This is a genomic window from Vibrio caribbeanicus ATCC BAA-2122 (genome assembly GCF_000165125.1).
Classification (GTDB): domain Bacteria; phylum Pseudomonadota; class Gammaproteobacteria; order Enterobacterales; family Vibrionaceae; genus Vibrio; species Vibrio caribbeanicus.
The window spans coordinates 105,036-121,529 of the sequence record NZ_AEIU01000091.1 but is presented as its reverse complement, the minus strand read 5'-3'; the positions used below and the strand labels follow the sequence as shown (position 1 = coordinate 121,529).

Below are 16,494 nucleotides of genomic sequence, written 5' to 3'. Positions count from 1 at the left end.
AAGCTCAAATACAGCCAAAACATAGTCACAAAAGATAAGCATTGATATTAGTATCTGGATAGACCATTTAAAGGAATAAGTTGAGATATACTTGCCACCCGTTTTTACCATACAACGATACCTATGTTTCTGACTCCTTATTTTTCTCAAGATAACAACCAGTTTCAATTTACCCGTCAACAGGCAAGCTATTTTGCTAAGAAAGTGGCCGGTGACTTTAACCATATCCACGATGAAGACAGCAAGCGTTTCTGCGTGCCGGGTGATCTTCTTTTTGCTGTCCTTTTGAGTAAAGAAGGGATCAGCCAAAAGATGCGCTTTGAGTTCTCTGGTATGGTGGGAGATGGGATCGCTCTGTCTATCGATAAAAAGTGTGAAAAACAAAGTGCACTCAAAGACAACAATGGTAAAGAGTACCTACAGATGTCGCGTGAAGGTGATGTCAACGTCAACAGCGCCTTTATCGAACACGTTATCACAAGCTATGTTCAATTTTCCGGTATGAACTTTCCGCACATCATGGTGCCTTTAATGCAAGAAGCCCAAATGATGATCAATTGCCAAAGGCCTTTAGTTATCTACGAAAGTATGGAAGTTGAATTTTCTCGATTAAATCTCTGCCACCCAGAAGTCGAATTCTCAGGGGCTAGCTTCGATGTTGAAGGTAAACGTGGGCTGGTAACGTTAAATTTCACCTTTAAAGAAGATGGTCAAGCCGTTGGAAAAGGCATGAAAAGAATGGTCGCGAGTGGTCTAAAGCCTTATGATCAGAGCGCCATTGATGATCTTGTTGAACGCTTTGATGATCGCAAGCAAGCGTTTCTCGCCTCATTATCAAACGCTGCCTAATTGTTTAGGGAGTGTGGTTAATCTCACTCCCCTTAACTTGCTCTTTCAACCAAGATTTAAAATGCCGAACAGCGCAACTCTCGTTCTGAGTGAGCATAAAATAGCCTGCATGAGCATCAATCGAACCAAAAGGAGCGATCAACTTACCTTGCTCTAGCTCGTTACCTAATAATGCCCCTCTCGCTAATGCCACCCCTACCCCTGCTTCAGCAGCAGACATCGCCATATCGGTTCGATTAAAGAAATGCCCACCTGTAGTATCAAACGTAAGATGATTTTTTTTAGCCCAATAGGACCATTCATAATCCTTAGCAGCATCGTGCCATGGCATCGCATCGTGCAGTAGTGTCACTCCTTGCCAATCATCTGCTTCAAAGCGATGCCGAGCAAAATATTCTGCACTCATTACTACTGTCAGAGTCTCCTTCATAAGCAGCTCTGCATTGTTTTTTTGGTAGGGTATCTTTCCATAATCTATTGCAAGATCAAAATCTCTCGACTCACTGTCGACAATCGCTCCCTCAGCAAAAGTATGTATCTGAATATCAGGATACATTCTGTGAAACACCTCCAACCTAGGAACCAACCATTTGAACGCAAACGAAGGGGTCAGTTTTAAATACACCTCTTGTCTTTCATGGTGCTTTGAGATTTTATTGACGCAGTTTTCAATAGAAGTGAAGTATGGCTGAGTGATTTTGACCAGTTGCCTCCCTTTATCATTAAGCCGGATCCCTCTTGCATGGCGTTCAAACACAGAAAACCCCAAATCCTGCTCACTTTTTTGCAATTGCTGACTAATGGCTCCAACCGTTAAGTTAAGTGCTTTTGCCGCACTGGTCAGGCTCGTGTATCCCGATAGTTGGCAAACAAAGTGGACGCCTTGTAATACTGATGCTTTCATAAAGGTTTTAAAAAAACTAAAAGGTGGCTTTAATTTTTATCCATAGTCATATCAATGTAAATCCACCATCCTATACCAAGCCTAAAACTGTGAGGGAATACAATGAAAGTAATCGTTCTAGGGAGTGGTGTTATCGGGCTGACCAGTGCTTGGTATTTATCTCAAGCTGGTTGCTCAGTGACTGTTATCGATAGACAAAATAGCGCCGCCAAAGAAACCAGCTTCGCTAATGCAGGACAGATATCTTATGGGTATAGCTCTCCTTGGGCAGCGCCAGGTGTTCCACTAAAGGCGATGAAATGGCTATTTAGCACCCACGCCCCGTTAAAGGTATCCCCCAAACTAAGCCTAGAGATGGTTAACTGGTGTGGAAAAATGCTCTCGAATTGCCGTCTTGATCGCTACCAAATAAACAAGTCTCGAATGCTGACCATCGCAGCACGCAGTCAGCAATGCTTGGATTTACTCAATGAAAAATACCAATTGCAATATCAAGGTCGTAAAAAGGGAACTCTGCAAATTTTCCGCAAGCCAGAGCAATTGAGAGATATAGAAAAAGACATTGCTGTATTAGAGGCAAACAATACGTCCTTTTCCCTACTCGATCGCTCTGCTTGCTTGGCCAAAGAGCCTGGATTAGAGCAAATGAAGGGACAACTGGTCGGTGGCCTCCACTTACCCGATGATCAAACCGGAGACTGCTTCCTATTTTGTCAGCAGTTGCAGAAACTCGCTCAAGCCGCTGGAGTAAAGTTTCTTTTTGATACATCAATAACCCGTATTCATACCAAAAAAAATCAAGTTACCTCAGTTGAGACCTCCAAGGGACAATTTTCCGCTGATCAGTATGTGGTTGCCTTAGGCAGTCACTCAAAAGCACTACTGAAACACATAAAGATTCATACGCCTATCTACCCCGTAAAAGGCTATTCACTCACCCTACCGGTAATAGATAATCAATTTGCACCGAGGTCAACCATTCTGGATGAAACATATAAAGTGGCTTTGACTCGCTTTGATAACCGTATCCGTGTTGCCGGAACCGCTGAACTTGCGGGGTTTAACACAAAGTTACCGGGTAAACGCCTCGCCACTCTCAACCATTGTGTCAATAGCTTATTTCCCAGAGGTACAGACTTTACTCAAGCTGACTACTGGACTGGGCTACGCCCCATGACACCAGATGGCCCCCCCATTATAGGTCCAACACCGGTTAAAAATTTGTATCTCAACACCGGCCACGGAACATTGGGATGGACGTTAGCCTGTGGCTCAGCCGATATATTAACTGAGGCGGTGGTATCACAAGGCCGTGAATATATCGAAGAATTAAGTCTGGCACGTTACGATTGAAGCCAATTGATGTCGTCTTTTACAGAATAATAAACTGAAAAGAAACACATCGGCAGTTGATGTTGTTAATGTCATTTAAAGTAATTTTAAAGTAAAAACTCAGTCTCATAATTTTATAAAACAATGTAAGGTATTGAATAAAAGTTCAAAAAACACATAAAAGAGATTGATTTAATTTTTTTATCAGTTTGGGTTTTGGCTCACGCTAATAGACTCTAACGAGCAAATGTATTAACAATTACCTTACATAAAGGTTAATATCCTGTTTAGAAAACAATCATTAAGACAACAGGGAAAAAATACTTATGCAGTCAATAGTTGATTTTCTGAATGGGATTATTTGGAGCCCAGTGCTGATTTATTTATGCTTGGGCGCTGGTTTATTCTACTCAGTTATGACCAGGTTTGTGCAAATACGCCACTTTGGAGAAATGTGGCGTTTGCTAGTATCAGGCAAAAGCTCAGCGAAAGGAATCTCCTCTTTTCAAGCGCTCGCCGTGTCTCTTTCTGGCCGAGTTGGTACAGGAAACATCGCCGGTGTTGCTGCCGCTATTGGTTTTGGTGGCCCAGGTGCGGTATTCTGGATGTGGGTTGTCGCCTTCTTTGGCGCTGCGACAGCTTATGCCGAATCAACCCTAGCTCAAATCTATAAAGAAGAGGATGATGGAGAGTTTAGAGGCGGCCCTGCTTACTATATAGAGAAAGCTATGGGACAAAAGTGGTATGCATGGATATTTGCTATCGCGACCATTTTTGCCTGTGGCTTTTTACTTCCTGGCGTACAATCGAATAGCATAGGCAACGCTGTTGAGGCAGCATTTGGCTCTGGTGCAATGATTGATACTGCGATAGGCACATTTAGCTTTGCTAAGATTTTTACAGGTACAGTTATTTCCGTCATTCTTGCGTTCATCATCTTTGGTGGTGTGAAGCGCATCGCTAGCTTTACGCAAGTCGTAGTACCATTCATGGCATTGGCCTACATCATTACCGCATTTATTATTATCCTTCTTAATATCAGTGAAGTACCAAGAGTATTTGCCATGATTATTGGAGATGCTTTTTCTCCTATGGCAGGTATCGGTGCTGCGATTGGTTGGGGTGTAAAACGTGGTGTTTACTCGAATGAAGCGGGTCAGGGTACCGGTCCTCATGCAGCTGCTGCGGCTAATGTCGAGCACCCTGCACAGCAAGGTCTAGTACAATCTTTCTCGATTTATATCGATACCTTGCTTGTCTGCTCTGCTACTGCATTTATGATCATCATTACAGGCGCTTACAATGTACACGGCGCAGATGGCTTTATCATCCAAAATCTCGGAGCTGATATTGCCGCAAACGGACCTGTATTCACCCAAATGGCTCTGGAAAGTGCAATGCCTGGTATTGGTAAGCCGTTTATTGCCGTAGCTCTATTTTTCTTTGCTTTCACAACGATTCTCGCTTATTACTATATCGCAGAAACGAACGTCGCCTACATTCGTCGTTTTATCAAAGTAGAAGGTTTAATGTTCGCACTTAAACTCGCTATGGTTGCAGTCGTTTTCTACGGAACAGTAAGAACAGCAAACCTTGCGTGGGCTATGGGTGATGTCGGCGTTGGCTTAATGGCTTGGCTCAATATCGTTGGTATCCTTATTATCTTCTTTATGTCAAAGCCTGCTATCAAAGCACTCGAAGATTATGAAATGCAGCGCAAGCAAGGTGTGAAAGTGTACCTATTCAACCCTATTAAACTGGGTATTAAAGGTGCTCACTACTGGGAAAACGAATACCGTCGTAAGACAGGTAAAGAACCTTCCTCAGAAGCTCCTGCAGAGGCTAAGCCTTCAAAAGCTTAAACCATAAAAAAAGGCTAGCTGCTGCTAGCCTTTTTTATTTCAGTCATTAAGTTTATACAAACAACTTGGCAAGAGCCTACTATCTCGCAACGTTATTTTCCTTGGACTCAACACTGTCGCATCGCTCTTAACCCTAGATTTTGAAGTTATTTAGCTATACCTATGGGTAGTATCACTCGTCCATATTCTTGATTAAGCACTTGAGCCATCGCAAAATAAATAGCGCTTAACCCACATAAAATCCCCTCAAAACCTGCGATATGTCCCAGCAGCACACTGCCAGTAAAATCGTGAGCCGCGAGAAGAAAAAATAATACTGTTAAAGAAGCAAACACCACTTGTTTTGCAAACGGATACCTGAGTGATCCAATAAACATAAATCCAGTAAACAATCCCCAAAGCACTAAATACCAGGCCATAAAGTCTGATGGGCTCTTATTCACTCCAAGCATAGGTAGTAGGTTTAAGCCAACTAAGGTCAACCAAAAAAGTCCATATGAAGTAAATGCCGTGGTACCAAAAGTATCGCCACGTTTGAAACACATCATCCCGACAATAATTTGGCTCAATCCACCATAGAAGATCCCCATTGAGAGAACCATAGCATCAATTGGAAAAAAACCAGCATTGTGAATATTCAACAACACTGTTGTCATGCCAAAACCCATCAGGCCAAGTGGCGCTGGGTTTGCAAGTTTCGTCTCCATTTAGTCTACCTTCTTAAAAATAATCGTAAAATTTACGCGCGCAGTTTAGATAGACGAAAAGAAAAAACCAGAGGGTAAAGATGCAATCTTAGTTTCTGAAATATCAATAAAATTGAGAGTGTCAAAAAATAGCGAACCGAATGAACGTCATTACAATGTGACGTTCACTCGTAACAGCCAACTATAGAATATGAGTTTATTTACAAGCTTCGCCACGGCCCACCTAAATCTGGCCTATCACCCTGAGTCCACCACTTGGCTATATACTTGGCTCCTTGATAGGTCACCTCGTCTCCTTTGAGGTAAACCTTATTTGCCTTCCATTCACTACTGGAGGGCGTATCTGGATCCTTAGGGTCGATATTATCGACAACTCGAACCGCAGGCCAACTGGTGTGCGACTCATAAAGGTTCGTGACGCAACGCTGGTAGTCTCCAGCAACCAGCGCAGAATATGCCGTTTGATATCCCACTAATTGGCATTCAAATGAGTACCCCCCGGGACGATCAGAATAATACTCCCAGTTTGCCTCCCAGTTGGTGTAAAGCACATCTTCAGCTCCATCTAAGTTGATGCTTCCATAAGGTTTCTGCTGCCAGCACGTGTCTTTTTCATTGCTACCGATAGGAATTTGATAATGTTCAGCAAGCCCTTGCCAATATCGTACCCGATTGACAGGCTGGCCTTTATCTTTATTTTGTTCGCCACATTCAATTCCGCCATTGATGATATTAATTGTGGTGCCAAAGCCATAGCCAATCCCCGCCTCTTTCTCTCGGCTTGAAGGAGTCCATGTTTTATCAATCACATGTAACATTGCAGGTTTGGGTGCTTGAGGGGTGAGAAAAAACCAAATAGCAGAAGCGAGATTGAGCCAAGAGTCAGCAACAAGACCGGGGTTATTTAATAATACCGTTGCGTCTCCCTCAAACATCGCCTCAGAGAACGCGCCGTAATTAAAATGATAGGAAAGCTGTTTCGCTCCTCGACCAAAGTAGCCTTGTCCAGAGCCGCAAGGCCACTTCTTGTTTTGCCAGTCATTCTGCCCACAACCTGTGGTATACCCGACTTCACCTTCCGACCATCCCATTTCACGCACATGCACCAATGCTTGCTGCCATTCCTCTAATCCCAAGGGGTTATCAGAAGTATTATCCTTCGCTATATGACCACCTGTTTCTTGAGCAAAATGAGCAAAAGCGGTAACAATGGAGCGCTTGCAAATCGCATCGGAGTCGCGGCCATCAGAATAATACGCACAAAATGCGGGGAATTTACCTATCGCCCGTAAAAACCGAGTGTAAGTATATTCTGGCGCAGCCATATGAGTCAGAAAATTCCATTCACCTTCCGAGAACACGCTTTCGGCTCTTTTGACATTATCGGGATTTGTCTCCTTTCCGGGCTCTATTGCTTCAACCACAGAATTAGCTGAAGTTAACAGTGCTTTTGCCCACACAGCGTACATTGGATTAGATGTCAGTTCTGCCTCACGCGCTTCAAGGTCTGCTTTGGAAACAATATACCCCCCTGGCCTTTCTGGGTCGGGCTCAATATGAATTTCCGCTAACAGGGGCATACAAAAAGTGATTGAACTAAGCGCAATCAGGCAACATCTTGTTTTCATTTGAACCATCCTTTGTGGAAAAAGCTGCAAATAAAAAGCTAAGTTCAATAAAAAACCAATCGCTAACTGAACAGGAAGGTTTGCGAGACAGACAGGTCTCTCAATAGGCACGAAGGTAAATTTATTGATGAATTTACGCAGTAACTCGAAGATTTTATCCTGATATAAAAAAAGCCAGCTTAACGCTGGCTTTTTTGTCGTTTACGGTCTTATTCCCACTCGATTGTTGCTGGCGGCTTACCAGAAATATCGTAGACAACACGAGAAATACCATCCACTTCGTTGATGATACGATTGGAAACTTTGCCCAAGAAGTCATAAGGAAGATGAGCCCAATGAGCGGTCATAAAGTCAATAGTTTCAACCGCACGAAGAGACACAACCCAGTCATATTTACGACCATCACCCATGACGCCAACAGAGCGCACAGGTAAAAAGACAGTAAAGGCTTGAGAAACTTGATGGTAAAGGTCAGCCGCGTGCAGTTCTTCAATAAAGATGGCGTCAGCACGGCGCAACAAATCACAGTATTCTTTCTTAACTTCTCCAAGCACTCGAACACCAAGTCCTGGGCCTGGGAATGGATGGCGGTAAAGCATATCGTAAGGCAATCCAAGCTCTAAACCGATTTTGCGTACTTCGTCTTTGAATAGCTCACGTAAAGGCTCAACTAGCCCCATCTCCATATCATCTGGCAAACCACCAACATTGTGATGAGACTTGATGACATGTGCTTTACCCGTTTTAGAAGCGGCAGACTCGATAACATCAGGATAAATAGTGCCTTGCGCTAGCCATTTTGCGTTCTTGAGTTTTTTAGATTCCTCATCAAAAACATCAACAAAGACATGACCAATAGTTTTACGTTTATCTTCAGGATCAGATTTGCCTTCTAACGCAGAAAGAAAACGCTCTTCCGCATCTACTTTAATGATGTTTAAGCCAAATTTATCACCAAACATGTCCATAACCTGCTGTCCCTCATTGAGACGTAACAGGCCATTGTCAACGAACACACAGGTTAGCTTACTACCAATTGCACGATGTACCAGCATAGCGACAACAGACGAATCTACGCCACCAGACAAACCAAGAATAACTTCATCTTCGCCTACTTGCTCTTTAATACGGGCAACTGCATCTTCGATAATAGACTCAGACGTCCATAAACGCTCACATCCACAAACACCGAGAACGAAGTTTTCAAGCATTTGTAAACCGTGTTTAGTGTGAGTCACCTCAGGGTGAAATTGAACGCCGTAGTATTTTTTCTCTTCATTCGCGATAGCCGCAAAAGGACAGGTTTCTGTTTGTCCGATTTTGCTAAAGTCTGACGGAATTTCAACAACTTTATCACCATGACTCATCCAAACATCTTGTGATAAATCAAGATCTTTGAATAGTGCTGACTCACCCGATACTTGAACCTGAGCATAACCAAACTCTCGCTCAGTTGAACCTGCAACACGTCCACCTAGCTGTTCTGCCATTGTCTGCATGCCATAGCACACACCCAATACAGGAACACCGGAATCAAAAACATATTGAGGAGCACGAGGAGAATTGTCCTCTGTTACGCTCTCAGGACCACCGGATAAGATGATGCCATCAGGGTTAAATTCGCGGATATCAGCTTCATCAACATCCCAGCTCCACAGTTCACAGTACACGCCGATTTCACGTACACGGCGAGCGACCAGCTGTGTGTATTGCGAGCCAAAATCAAGAATTAAAATTCGTTGGTCATGAATATTTTTAGTCATTTGAGTAATCTTTTTAGCAAGTTGAACAAGCTGAGGGCAACCTATGGTTCCCTCAGGCTAATATTAGGACTGAGAGGCTTAATTAACCCAAACGATAGTTAGGCGCTTCTTTAGTGATCTGGACGTCGTGAACGTGAGATTCTTTCATACCAGCACCAGAGATACGTACAAATTCAGCTTCAGTACGCATTGCTTCTATGGTTGCAGAACCGGTTAAACCCATACTCGATCTCAATCCACCCATCTGCTGATGAACGATTTCTTTTAGGCGACCTTTGTATGCAATTCGACCTTCAATACCTTCAGGGACCAACTTATCTGCCGCATTATCAGATTGGAAATAACGATCCGAAGAACCTTGCGACATCGCGCCTAGAGAACCCATACCACGATAAGCTTTATAAGAGCGGCCGTTATAAAGAATCACTTCACCTGGTGCTTCCTCTGTACCTGCAAACATTGACCCCACCATGACGCAAGAGGCACCTGCAACAATGGCTTTACAAATATCACCAGAGAAACGGATACCACCATCAGCAATAACCGGAATACCGTGTTCGTTAGCCACCTCTGCGGCATCAGCAATCGCTGTGATCTGTGGAACACCCACTCCTGTAACGATTCGTGTAGTACAGATTGAACCTGGGCCGATACCAACTTTTACTGCACTTACTCCAGCATCGATAAGTGCTTTTGCGCCTGCGCCCGTTGCTACATTGCCACCAATAATATCCAGTTCAGGATATGCTGCACGTGTCTCGCGAATGCGCGACAGCACCCCTTCGGAGTGGCCGTGAGAAGAATCAATAAGAAGTACATCCACACCTGCTGCAACCAGAGCAGCAACACGCTCCTCATTGCCAGCACCAGCACCAACAGCGGCTCCGACACGTAGTCGACCACGAGCATCTTTACATGCATTGGGTTTACGCTCAGCTTTGTGGAAATCTTTTGCTGTGATCATGCCTGTTAATTGGAAGTCATCATTCACAACCAGCACTTTTTCGACACGAGCTTCATGCATTTTCTCTTGTACTTCTTCGCGTGTCGCATCTTCATGTACTGCAGCTAGACGCTCTTTCGGTGTCATAACCACATCAACTTTCTTACTGAGATCAGTCACAAAACGAACATCTCGACCTGTAATAATACCGACAAGTTCATTGTTCTTAGTGACGACAGGGAAACCAGCAAAGCCGTGCTTATCTGTTAAGGCAATTACGTCAGCAATAGAGGCATCAGGGCTAACAGTAACAGGATCGGTGACCACACCCGCTTCAAATTTCTTTACCTTTTCAACTTCTGCAGCTTGTTGTTCGATGGACATGTTTTTATGGATAAAGCCGATGCCGCCTTCTTGAGCAAGAGCAATCGCCAAGCGAGCTTCCGTAACAGTATCCATTGATGCAGAAATCATCGGAATATTTAGGGTGATATTTTTAGTCAGCTGAGTGCGAAGATCAGCTGTGTTTGGGAGAACAGTGGAGTGTGCTGGCACAAGTAGAACATCGTCGAATGTCAGCGCTTCTTTGGCAATTCTTAGCATTTGCAATATCTCACAATTATAGGAGTAGAAAGAAAACCCAATCTCATCGTTTCGCATAATGAGGACAGATGTTGCAAGTCAACAAACTGTATTTGGATTAGATATTGCGGACGGATTATACGGTGAACGCAATCGCTTTACTACAAGTTTTTTAATTTTTTTCTTGCATTAAACCCCTTGATATGTATTATATTGCGGCTAATTTCCATACTCACGTCTGAGAGATTAGCCTTGTCTTTTTCGAACAATCCAAACATTTTCACTGTCTCTCGCCTTAACGCTGAAGTTCGTTTACTCCTCGAAAACGAGATGGGTATTGTTTGGTTGGTTGGCGAAATATCTAATTTTTCAGCACCTGTCTCTGGCCATTGGTATCTCACGCTCAAAGACTCACGAGCGCAAGTAAAGTGCGCCATGTTTCGTGGCAACAATCGTCATGTCACTTTTAAACCACAAAATGGTAATCAAGTTCTAGTTAAAGCAAGACTGTCCTTGTATGAACCTCGCGGTGACTATCAGCTCATTATTGAATCCATGCAGGCCGAGGGTGATGGTAAATTACAGCAACAATTTGAGGCACTCAAACTCAAGCTTGCAGCGGAAGGACTGTTTGCCCAAAGCTCCAAACAGCCACTCCCAGAACACCCGAAACGAGTCGGTATTATAACCTCCAAAACAGGTGCAGCACTGTTTGACATTCTGGATGTATTAAAGCGCCGTGATCCCTCTCTGCCAGTCATTATTTACCCAACGATGGTTCAAGGCGATGAAGCGGCAATTAGCATCGCACAGGCCATTGGTTGTGCAAATAGTCGTAATGAGTGTGATGTGCTCATCGTAGGAAGAGGTGGGGGTTCATTAGAAGATCTCTGGTGCTTTAATAATGAGATGGTTGCTCGAACGATTGCTTCCAGCCAAATACCCATTATTAGCGCTGTCGGGCACGAGATAGACGTCACCATCGCCGATTTTGTGGCCGATGTTCGCGCTGCCACTCCCTCTGCTGCCGCTGAGTTGGTTAGTCGTGATAATAGTCACAAAGCACAGGCTCTCAGTACAAAGCAGAATAAGTTGATAAGTGCCATGCGCTATTATCTATCTGAGCAAAAGCACCATATTAATGCCTTTACTCACAGAGTAGAACGCCAGCACCCTAGATACAGGCTACAACAACAAAGTCAACAACTTGATGATTTAGAATCTCGCTTAATGTCAGCAATTCAGCGCCTGATAAACCATCAACGTCAGCAAGTAGAAAAAATCCAACATCGTATGGAGCTCCATTCACCGATAAAACGCATGGCAAGTCAGAAAGCTCAATTGCTTGGCTTAGAGCAAAAACTATTGGATGCGATGGATAGAAAACTGCTTAACGCACGTCATCAATTGGCTATATCTGCTGAAAAACTAGATACAGTTAGTCCTCTTGCAACATTACAGCGAGGATATTCAATTACCAAAACCGCACAAAAGATAGTGACACATACCTCTGATGTAAAAACAGGCGATACAATCATCACCCGTTTAGTTGATGGTGAAATTCAATCTATCGTAAAGTGATCATTGCTAGTTCTTCAAGCTACAGGGTTTAGAGCGATGCTACTGTGTTGAGCTTAAGGAAAATAATGTAGCGGAATAATTGACTCTTACCGAGTTGTTTGACGATGAAATCGCCGCTGTGACACGCTCCCAAAAGGCAAGTTACCTCGACTGTCAAATAGTACAACCAACTTTCACTTCAGATAGTTAGATCTTCCAATACTTACCTTGTCTACAATACAAACCATTGTTGTTTCAACTAACAGCTTGAGAGTTCATAGGTATAAAAGCTTAGTTTATTGATAAAACTGAAGCTTTTTATTTCTATCGAAACGACTAACCAAATTTGAGCCCTTGGGTAAAAGATCCTTACCCGATCATAGGCGAAATACAACCTGATCAGCGATCTGCCCATTTAAGAACATTTATATAACCACATGCCGAAAGCATAAGTTACATGTTCTGCATTTTCATTTTAAGCGATATTATCATCTGAAATTAGATTTTAAAGTCATATTTTAAGAATTAAATAAAAAGATCATTTGTCGCTATGACTCGGAATTACATCTGTGTGCATTTCAATATTATGTTCATCAATACACCTCAAACTAACCGTAATTTGGCAATACTCACCCAAGGAAGACACGTGAGTTCCTCCACAAGGTATCACAGCTTCGGTACTTTCACCCAGATTGCAGTGCCAATAACGTGAATCAATCAGTTTATCGCCTTCACACCTTATTTCTACTGGGCTTTTTAACCCAACCCAAACACACAACTGCTGATTAACCAAAACTTCAATGCTTTTCAGTTTATCAAGCATCTCATGGCTATTTAGGCCACGTTTACGAATGGTTTTTCCCAAACGATAGTGATCGATACATTTCTCTGGGCTGACAAAACTCGAAACTTGCGCATAACTATTAAAATCGTAATTTCCGTGCGGATCTTTACGCTCCGCATCTTTTCGCCAAAAACCTTGCTGAGTCAGAACCTTGTTCAAAGCAAGAGAAGACAAATGTCCTGCACTGTGTCCACGACTTAAAGAAAGTTGATAAGCTTTATCGACAGCCAAATTGACCATCTGGTTGACCTCGATGGTTTTAGATTCTTTTGCAAGGCAATGCACAACAACAAAATTCCACCCAGGTTGGTTACGTTTTACTGGGATAGAATCACCGACATACAGCTGCCCTGTGGATACCTCAACCGCACCCACTTGACAATCTACTACCGGATAACCATCAATCGTGCCTTTATCTGCAGGATGGTCGGGCCAAATATGGCTCACAGGATGAAAAGGACTGGTACGGGTAACCACATAAAGATAATCGGCTCCCAACTCCACGAGTAAAACTTCAGAATTGAGTTGCCATATTTGATGACAGAATTGTGAGATTGTCGAAGTCATTATCTGCATAATTTTACCAGGTAGAAAAAACGCCTAACAATGGTAGGCGTTTGTGTGTCCAAGTCACCTCAGGGGACTTGAATAAGATATCAGACTTGATTGACTTGCAACCTCTCACCACGTTGTTTTAATAGAGCAAAAGGTCACAAGCATATGTCTTACTTTTTGCGATTTTTCATCGCGCTCATCAGACGTTTACGTTTTCTCTCTTGAGAAAGCGTCATTTTATTTGATTTACCTTCAAATGGGTTATCGCTGTTCTGGAACTGAATTCGAATTGGTGTCCCCATTATCTCCAATGACTTACGGTAGTAATTCATCAGATAGCGCTTATAAGAATCCGGTAATTCATTCACCTGGTTACCGTGGATCACCACCAAAGGAGGATTGTATCCACCCGCGTGAGCATATTTCAACTTAACGCGGCGACCTCTTACCATAGGTGGCTGATGATCATCAGTAGCCATTTTCATAATACGGGTAAGCACTGAAGTGCCGACTCTGGTTGTTGCTGATTTATACGCTTCCTGAACCGACTCGAACAGATGGCCAACACCTGTTCCATGTAAAGCTGAAATAAAGTGAAGACGGGCAAAATCAACAAAGCCTAAACGACGGTCTAGCTCTTTCTTAACATGCTCTTTAACGTCCATATCCAAGCCATCCCACTTATTAACAGCAAGAACAATAGAACGCCCGGCGTTTAGTGCAAAACCCAATAAGCTGAGATCTTGATCAGAGATATTTTCTCTTGCATCAATTACAAGTAGTACAACGTTGGCATCTTCTATCGCTTTCAAGGTTTTAACTACTGAGAATTTTTCTACCGTTTCATTAATACGCTTACGACGACGAACACCTGCAGTATCAATCAATACATACTCTCTGCCGTCTCTTTCCATTGGAATATAAATAGAATCTCGAGTAGTACCAGGCATATCATAAACAACCACACGTTCCTCACCGAGAATACGGTTTGTCAGGGTTGATTTACCTACATTAGGGCGACCGATAATGGCTAGTTTGATCGGCTGATCTTGCAAGCGCTGAAACTCTTGCTCTGCTTCTTCCTCAGTGTACTCTAACACTTCCTCATCTTGGTCGACAAAATCCGTCAAGTCTTCAATGACACCTTGTTCCTGAGCAATCATCTCTTCAGCAAAAGGGTTTAAAGCACGATCGATAAGTGCACCAACGCCTCGCCCGTGAGCGGCCGCGATCTGATACATATCATCAACACCGAGTTGCCAAAAATCTGCTGATGCTGCATCCGCATCAATGCCATCGACTTTATTGACTACGAGCATCGACGGTTTAGCAAGTTTTCTTAAATGATTGGATATTGCGATATCGGCTGGGGTCAGACCTGCACGACCATCAACCATGAAAAGTACCACGTCAGCTTCATCAATCGCAGCCAAAGACTGCTCGGCCATTTTGGTTTCTACACCTTCCTCGGTGCCATCAATACCACCAGTATCAATTACGATGAATTCGTGTTCACCCAATTTAGCTTGGCCGTATTTACGGTCACGAGTCAGCCCAGGGAAATCAGCCACTAGGGCATCTCGACTACGAGTTAAACGATTAAACAATGTTGATTTACCAACATTTGGGCGCCCGACTAAAGCAACAACCGGTATCATAACAACCTCTACAATATTTTTCTTCATGTAGTTATAGATAAGGAATTTAGTCGCTCCTTATCTATAACCACATTATTTTCTTTCAACATAACAAACGGCTCCTAACTGTTGCCAGCGAGGAGCCGTATTGCAATTATATCACACGATTAATCGTTGATCGTTAGTTTCTTTACTTTGCCATTTCGAGTCGTGACAATGAAACCATCGGGTACAGCGATAGGCCCAACAGCGAAGCCGCTACTGTCCACATTTTGTTTCGCCGTAAACTCACCCGTTCCTCTATCTAACCAATAGAGGTATCCCTCGCTATCACCGACAACAATCTTATCATTAATAAGACTAGGGGCCGTGACTAGACGATACTCTAGGAGCGAGTTTTTCCAAAGTTCGGTACCACTTCGCGCATCTACCGCGACAATGTGATCTTTATCGGTCACTAAGTACAAACGACTACCGTCACTGACCATGTCAGTTGCAGATGAGTAGCTTCGTTTCCAGATTTGTTTACCTGTGCGGAGATCGAGCGCAATCAGATGGCCATTGTAACCTACGATGTATAGGGTACTACCAAGTATGATCGGTGAAGCATCAACATCAACTAAACGATCAATCTCAGTCGCTCCCTGAGCTGTACCAACGGGTTGCTGCCAGATCAGTTGCCCTTGTTCAACAATCGCAGCGGCCAAACGACCATTCGAGGTTCCCCAAAAGACACCTCCAGATTCAGTCACTGGTTGACTTGACCCACGTAGAGTCAAGTTTGGTACATCAGTGTTGATGGTCCATTGAAGTTCCCCAGATGCCTCATCAAGAGCCATAAGTAGACCATTGCTCGAGTGAATAATCACACGATTGCTGTCAGTTGTCGGCGCAGCAAGCACTTCACCTTTAACTTTCGTTTGCCAATTTATTTTACCAGTCTGCTCATCTAGGGCATAGATAATACCATTTTCACTTCCGATAAATATCTGACCATAGCCTGATGCGATGCCACCGGATAAACGAGCTGGCCCTTCTTGATCCAACTCAACTTTCCAGATAACGTCGCCCTTCTCAGGAGCGAGTGCTTTTACCACCCCATCTCGACTAGCAACGAACACTTTCTCGTAGGAATAAAGAGGCTTGAGTTTAGAAAAATAAGTTCCGACACCATCACCGACAGAGGTACTCCATAACGATTTAGTATTGAAACTATTTTCAACTTTGGGTACCGGAGACATCACAATTGAGTCTTCTTCACTAGCACAACCGGCTAACACGCTAGCAAGTACCGCTGTTGCTAGCGCTTTATTGACAAGTTTCTTCAC

General features: G+C 43.4%; 12 protein-coding genes. 4 read left to right on the top strand and 8 right to left on the bottom strand.

Features of this window, described 5'->3' with window-relative positions; genetic code table 11:
• Window positions 1-123 precede the first annotated feature (123 nt).
• Window positions 124-849 (top strand): DUF3581 domain-containing protein, encoded by a 726-nt coding sequence (locus RH40_RS15260; protein WP_009602518.1) that lies wholly within the window; start codon window positions 124-126, stop codon window positions 847-849.
• A gap of 4 nt (window positions 850-853) precedes the next feature.
• On the opposite strand, the gene RH40_RS15255 is transcribed toward RH40_RS15260, so the two are convergent.
• On the bottom strand, window positions 854-1,753 hold the full coding sequence (locus RH40_RS15255; RefSeq protein WP_009602517.1) for a LysR substrate-binding domain-containing protein: 900 nt from the start codon (window positions 1,751-1,753) through the stop codon (window positions 854-856).
• A gap of 102 nt (window positions 1,754-1,855) precedes the next feature.
• On the opposite strand from RH40_RS15255, the gene RH40_RS15250 reads away from it, so the two are divergent.
• Both RH40_RS15250 and RH40_RS15245 read left to right on the top strand, forming a co-directional pair.
• A complete protein-coding gene (locus RH40_RS15250; RefSeq protein ID WP_009602516.1) occupies window positions 1,856-3,106 on the top strand; it encodes a D-amino acid dehydrogenase in 1,251 nt (416 codons plus the stop codon).
• Between the two features lie 305 nt (window positions 3,107-3,411).
• Window positions 3,412-4,947 carry an alanine/glycine:cation symporter family protein gene (locus RH40_RS15245; RefSeq protein ID WP_009602515.1) on the top strand — a complete coding sequence of 512 codons (1,536 nt, stop codon included), beginning with the start codon at window positions 3,412-3,414 and terminating at the stop codon, window positions 4,945-4,947.
• Window positions 4,948-5,093: 146 nt separating this feature from the next.
• On the opposite strand, the gene RH40_RS15240 is transcribed toward RH40_RS15245, so the two are convergent.
• The 4 genes from RH40_RS15240 to guaB form a co-directional block, all read right to left on the bottom strand.
• Window positions 5,094-5,654: an acetate uptake transporter gene (locus tag RH40_RS15240; protein WP_009602514.1), complete on the bottom strand. Its 561-nt coding sequence runs from the start codon at window positions 5,652-5,654 to the stop codon at window positions 5,094-5,096.
• Window positions 5,655-5,854: 200 nt separating this feature from the next.
• Window positions 5,855-7,234 carry a chitinase gene (locus RH40_RS15235; RefSeq protein ID WP_422636332.1) on the bottom strand — a complete coding sequence of 460 codons (1,380 nt, stop codon included), beginning with the start codon at window positions 7,232-7,234 and terminating at the stop codon, window positions 5,855-5,857.
• Between the two features lie 257 nt (window positions 7,235-7,491).
• A complete protein-coding gene (guaA, locus tag RH40_RS15230) occupies window positions 7,492-9,045 on the bottom strand; it encodes a glutamine-hydrolyzing GMP synthase (protein WP_009602512.1) in 1,554 nt (517 codons plus the stop codon).
• An 82-nt stretch (window positions 9,046-9,127) separates the two neighbouring features.
• Entirely contained in the window at window positions 9,128-10,591 is a 1,464-nt protein-coding gene (gene guaB / locus RH40_RS15225; protein ID WP_009602511.1) for an IMP dehydrogenase, read from the bottom strand.
• 231 nt (window positions 10,592-10,822) lie between these two features.
• Between guaB and xseA the strand changes: the two genes are divergently transcribed.
• The gene (gene xseA, locus RH40_RS15220; RefSeq protein WP_009602510.1) at window positions 10,823-12,151 is read left to right on the top strand and encodes an exodeoxyribonuclease VII large subunit; all 1,329 of its coding nucleotides are present in this window, start codon (window positions 10,823-10,825) and stop codon (window positions 12,149-12,151) included.
• 517 nt (window positions 12,152-12,668) lie between these two features.
• Here the strand turns inward: xseA and RH40_RS15215 are convergent.
• The 3 genes from RH40_RS15215 to bamB form a co-directional block, all read right to left on the bottom strand.
• Window positions 12,669-13,550, bottom strand: a complete 882-nt coding sequence (locus tag RH40_RS15215; RefSeq protein ID WP_009602509.1) for an alanyl-tRNA editing protein — start codon at window positions 13,548-13,550, stop codon at window positions 12,669-12,671.
• A gap of 149 nt (window positions 13,551-13,699) precedes the next feature.
• Window positions 13,700-15,187: a ribosome biogenesis GTPase Der gene (gene der, locus RH40_RS15210; RefSeq protein WP_009602508.1), complete on the bottom strand. Its 1,488-nt coding sequence runs from the start codon at window positions 15,185-15,187 to the stop codon at window positions 13,700-13,702.
• 146 nt (window positions 15,188-15,333) lie between these two features.
• Complete coding sequence (bamB, locus tag RH40_RS15205; RefSeq protein ID WP_009602507.1) at window positions 15,334-16,494, bottom strand: outer membrane protein assembly factor BamB; 1,161 nt, start codon at window positions 16,492-16,494, stop codon at window positions 15,334-15,336.

Bases quoted from the DNA above. Each gene is read 5' to 3' on its own strand.
- RH40_RS15245 (WP_009602515.1), top strand. From the start codon at position 3,412: ATGCAGTCAATAGTTGATTTTCTGAATGGGATTATTTGGAGCCCAGTG.
- RH40_RS15240 (WP_009602514.1), bottom strand. From the start codon at position 5,654: ATGGAGACGAAACTTGCAAACCCAGCGCCACTTGGCCTGATGGGTTTT.
- der (WP_009602508.1), bottom strand. From the start codon at position 15,187: ATGATACCGGTTGTTGCTTTAGTCGGGCGCCCAAATGTTGGTAAATCA.
- RH40_RS15250 (WP_009602516.1), top strand. From the start codon at position 1,856: ATGAAAGTAATCGTTCTAGGGAGTGGTGTTATCGGGCTGACCAGTGCT.
- RH40_RS15255 (WP_009602517.1), bottom strand. From the start codon at position 1,753: ATGAAAGCATCAGTATTACAAGGCGTCCACTTTGTTTGCCAACTATCG.
- RH40_RS15215 (WP_009602509.1), bottom strand. From the start codon at position 13,550: ATGCAGATAATGACTTCGACAATCTCACAATTCTGTCATCAAATATGG.
- RH40_RS15260 (WP_009602518.1), top strand. From the start codon at position 124: ATGTTTCTGACTCCTTATTTTTCTCAAGATAACAACCAGTTTCAATTT.
- guaB (WP_009602511.1), bottom strand. From the start codon at position 10,591: ATGCTAAGAATTGCCAAAGAAGCGCTGACATTCGACGATGTTCTACTT.
- RH40_RS15235 (WP_422636332.1), bottom strand. From the start codon at position 7,234: ATGCCCCTGTTAGCGGAAATTCATATTGAGCCCGACCCAGAAAGGCCA.
- guaA (WP_009602512.1), bottom strand. From the start codon at position 9,045: ATGACTAAAAATATTCATGACCAACGAATTTTAATTCTTGATTTTGGC.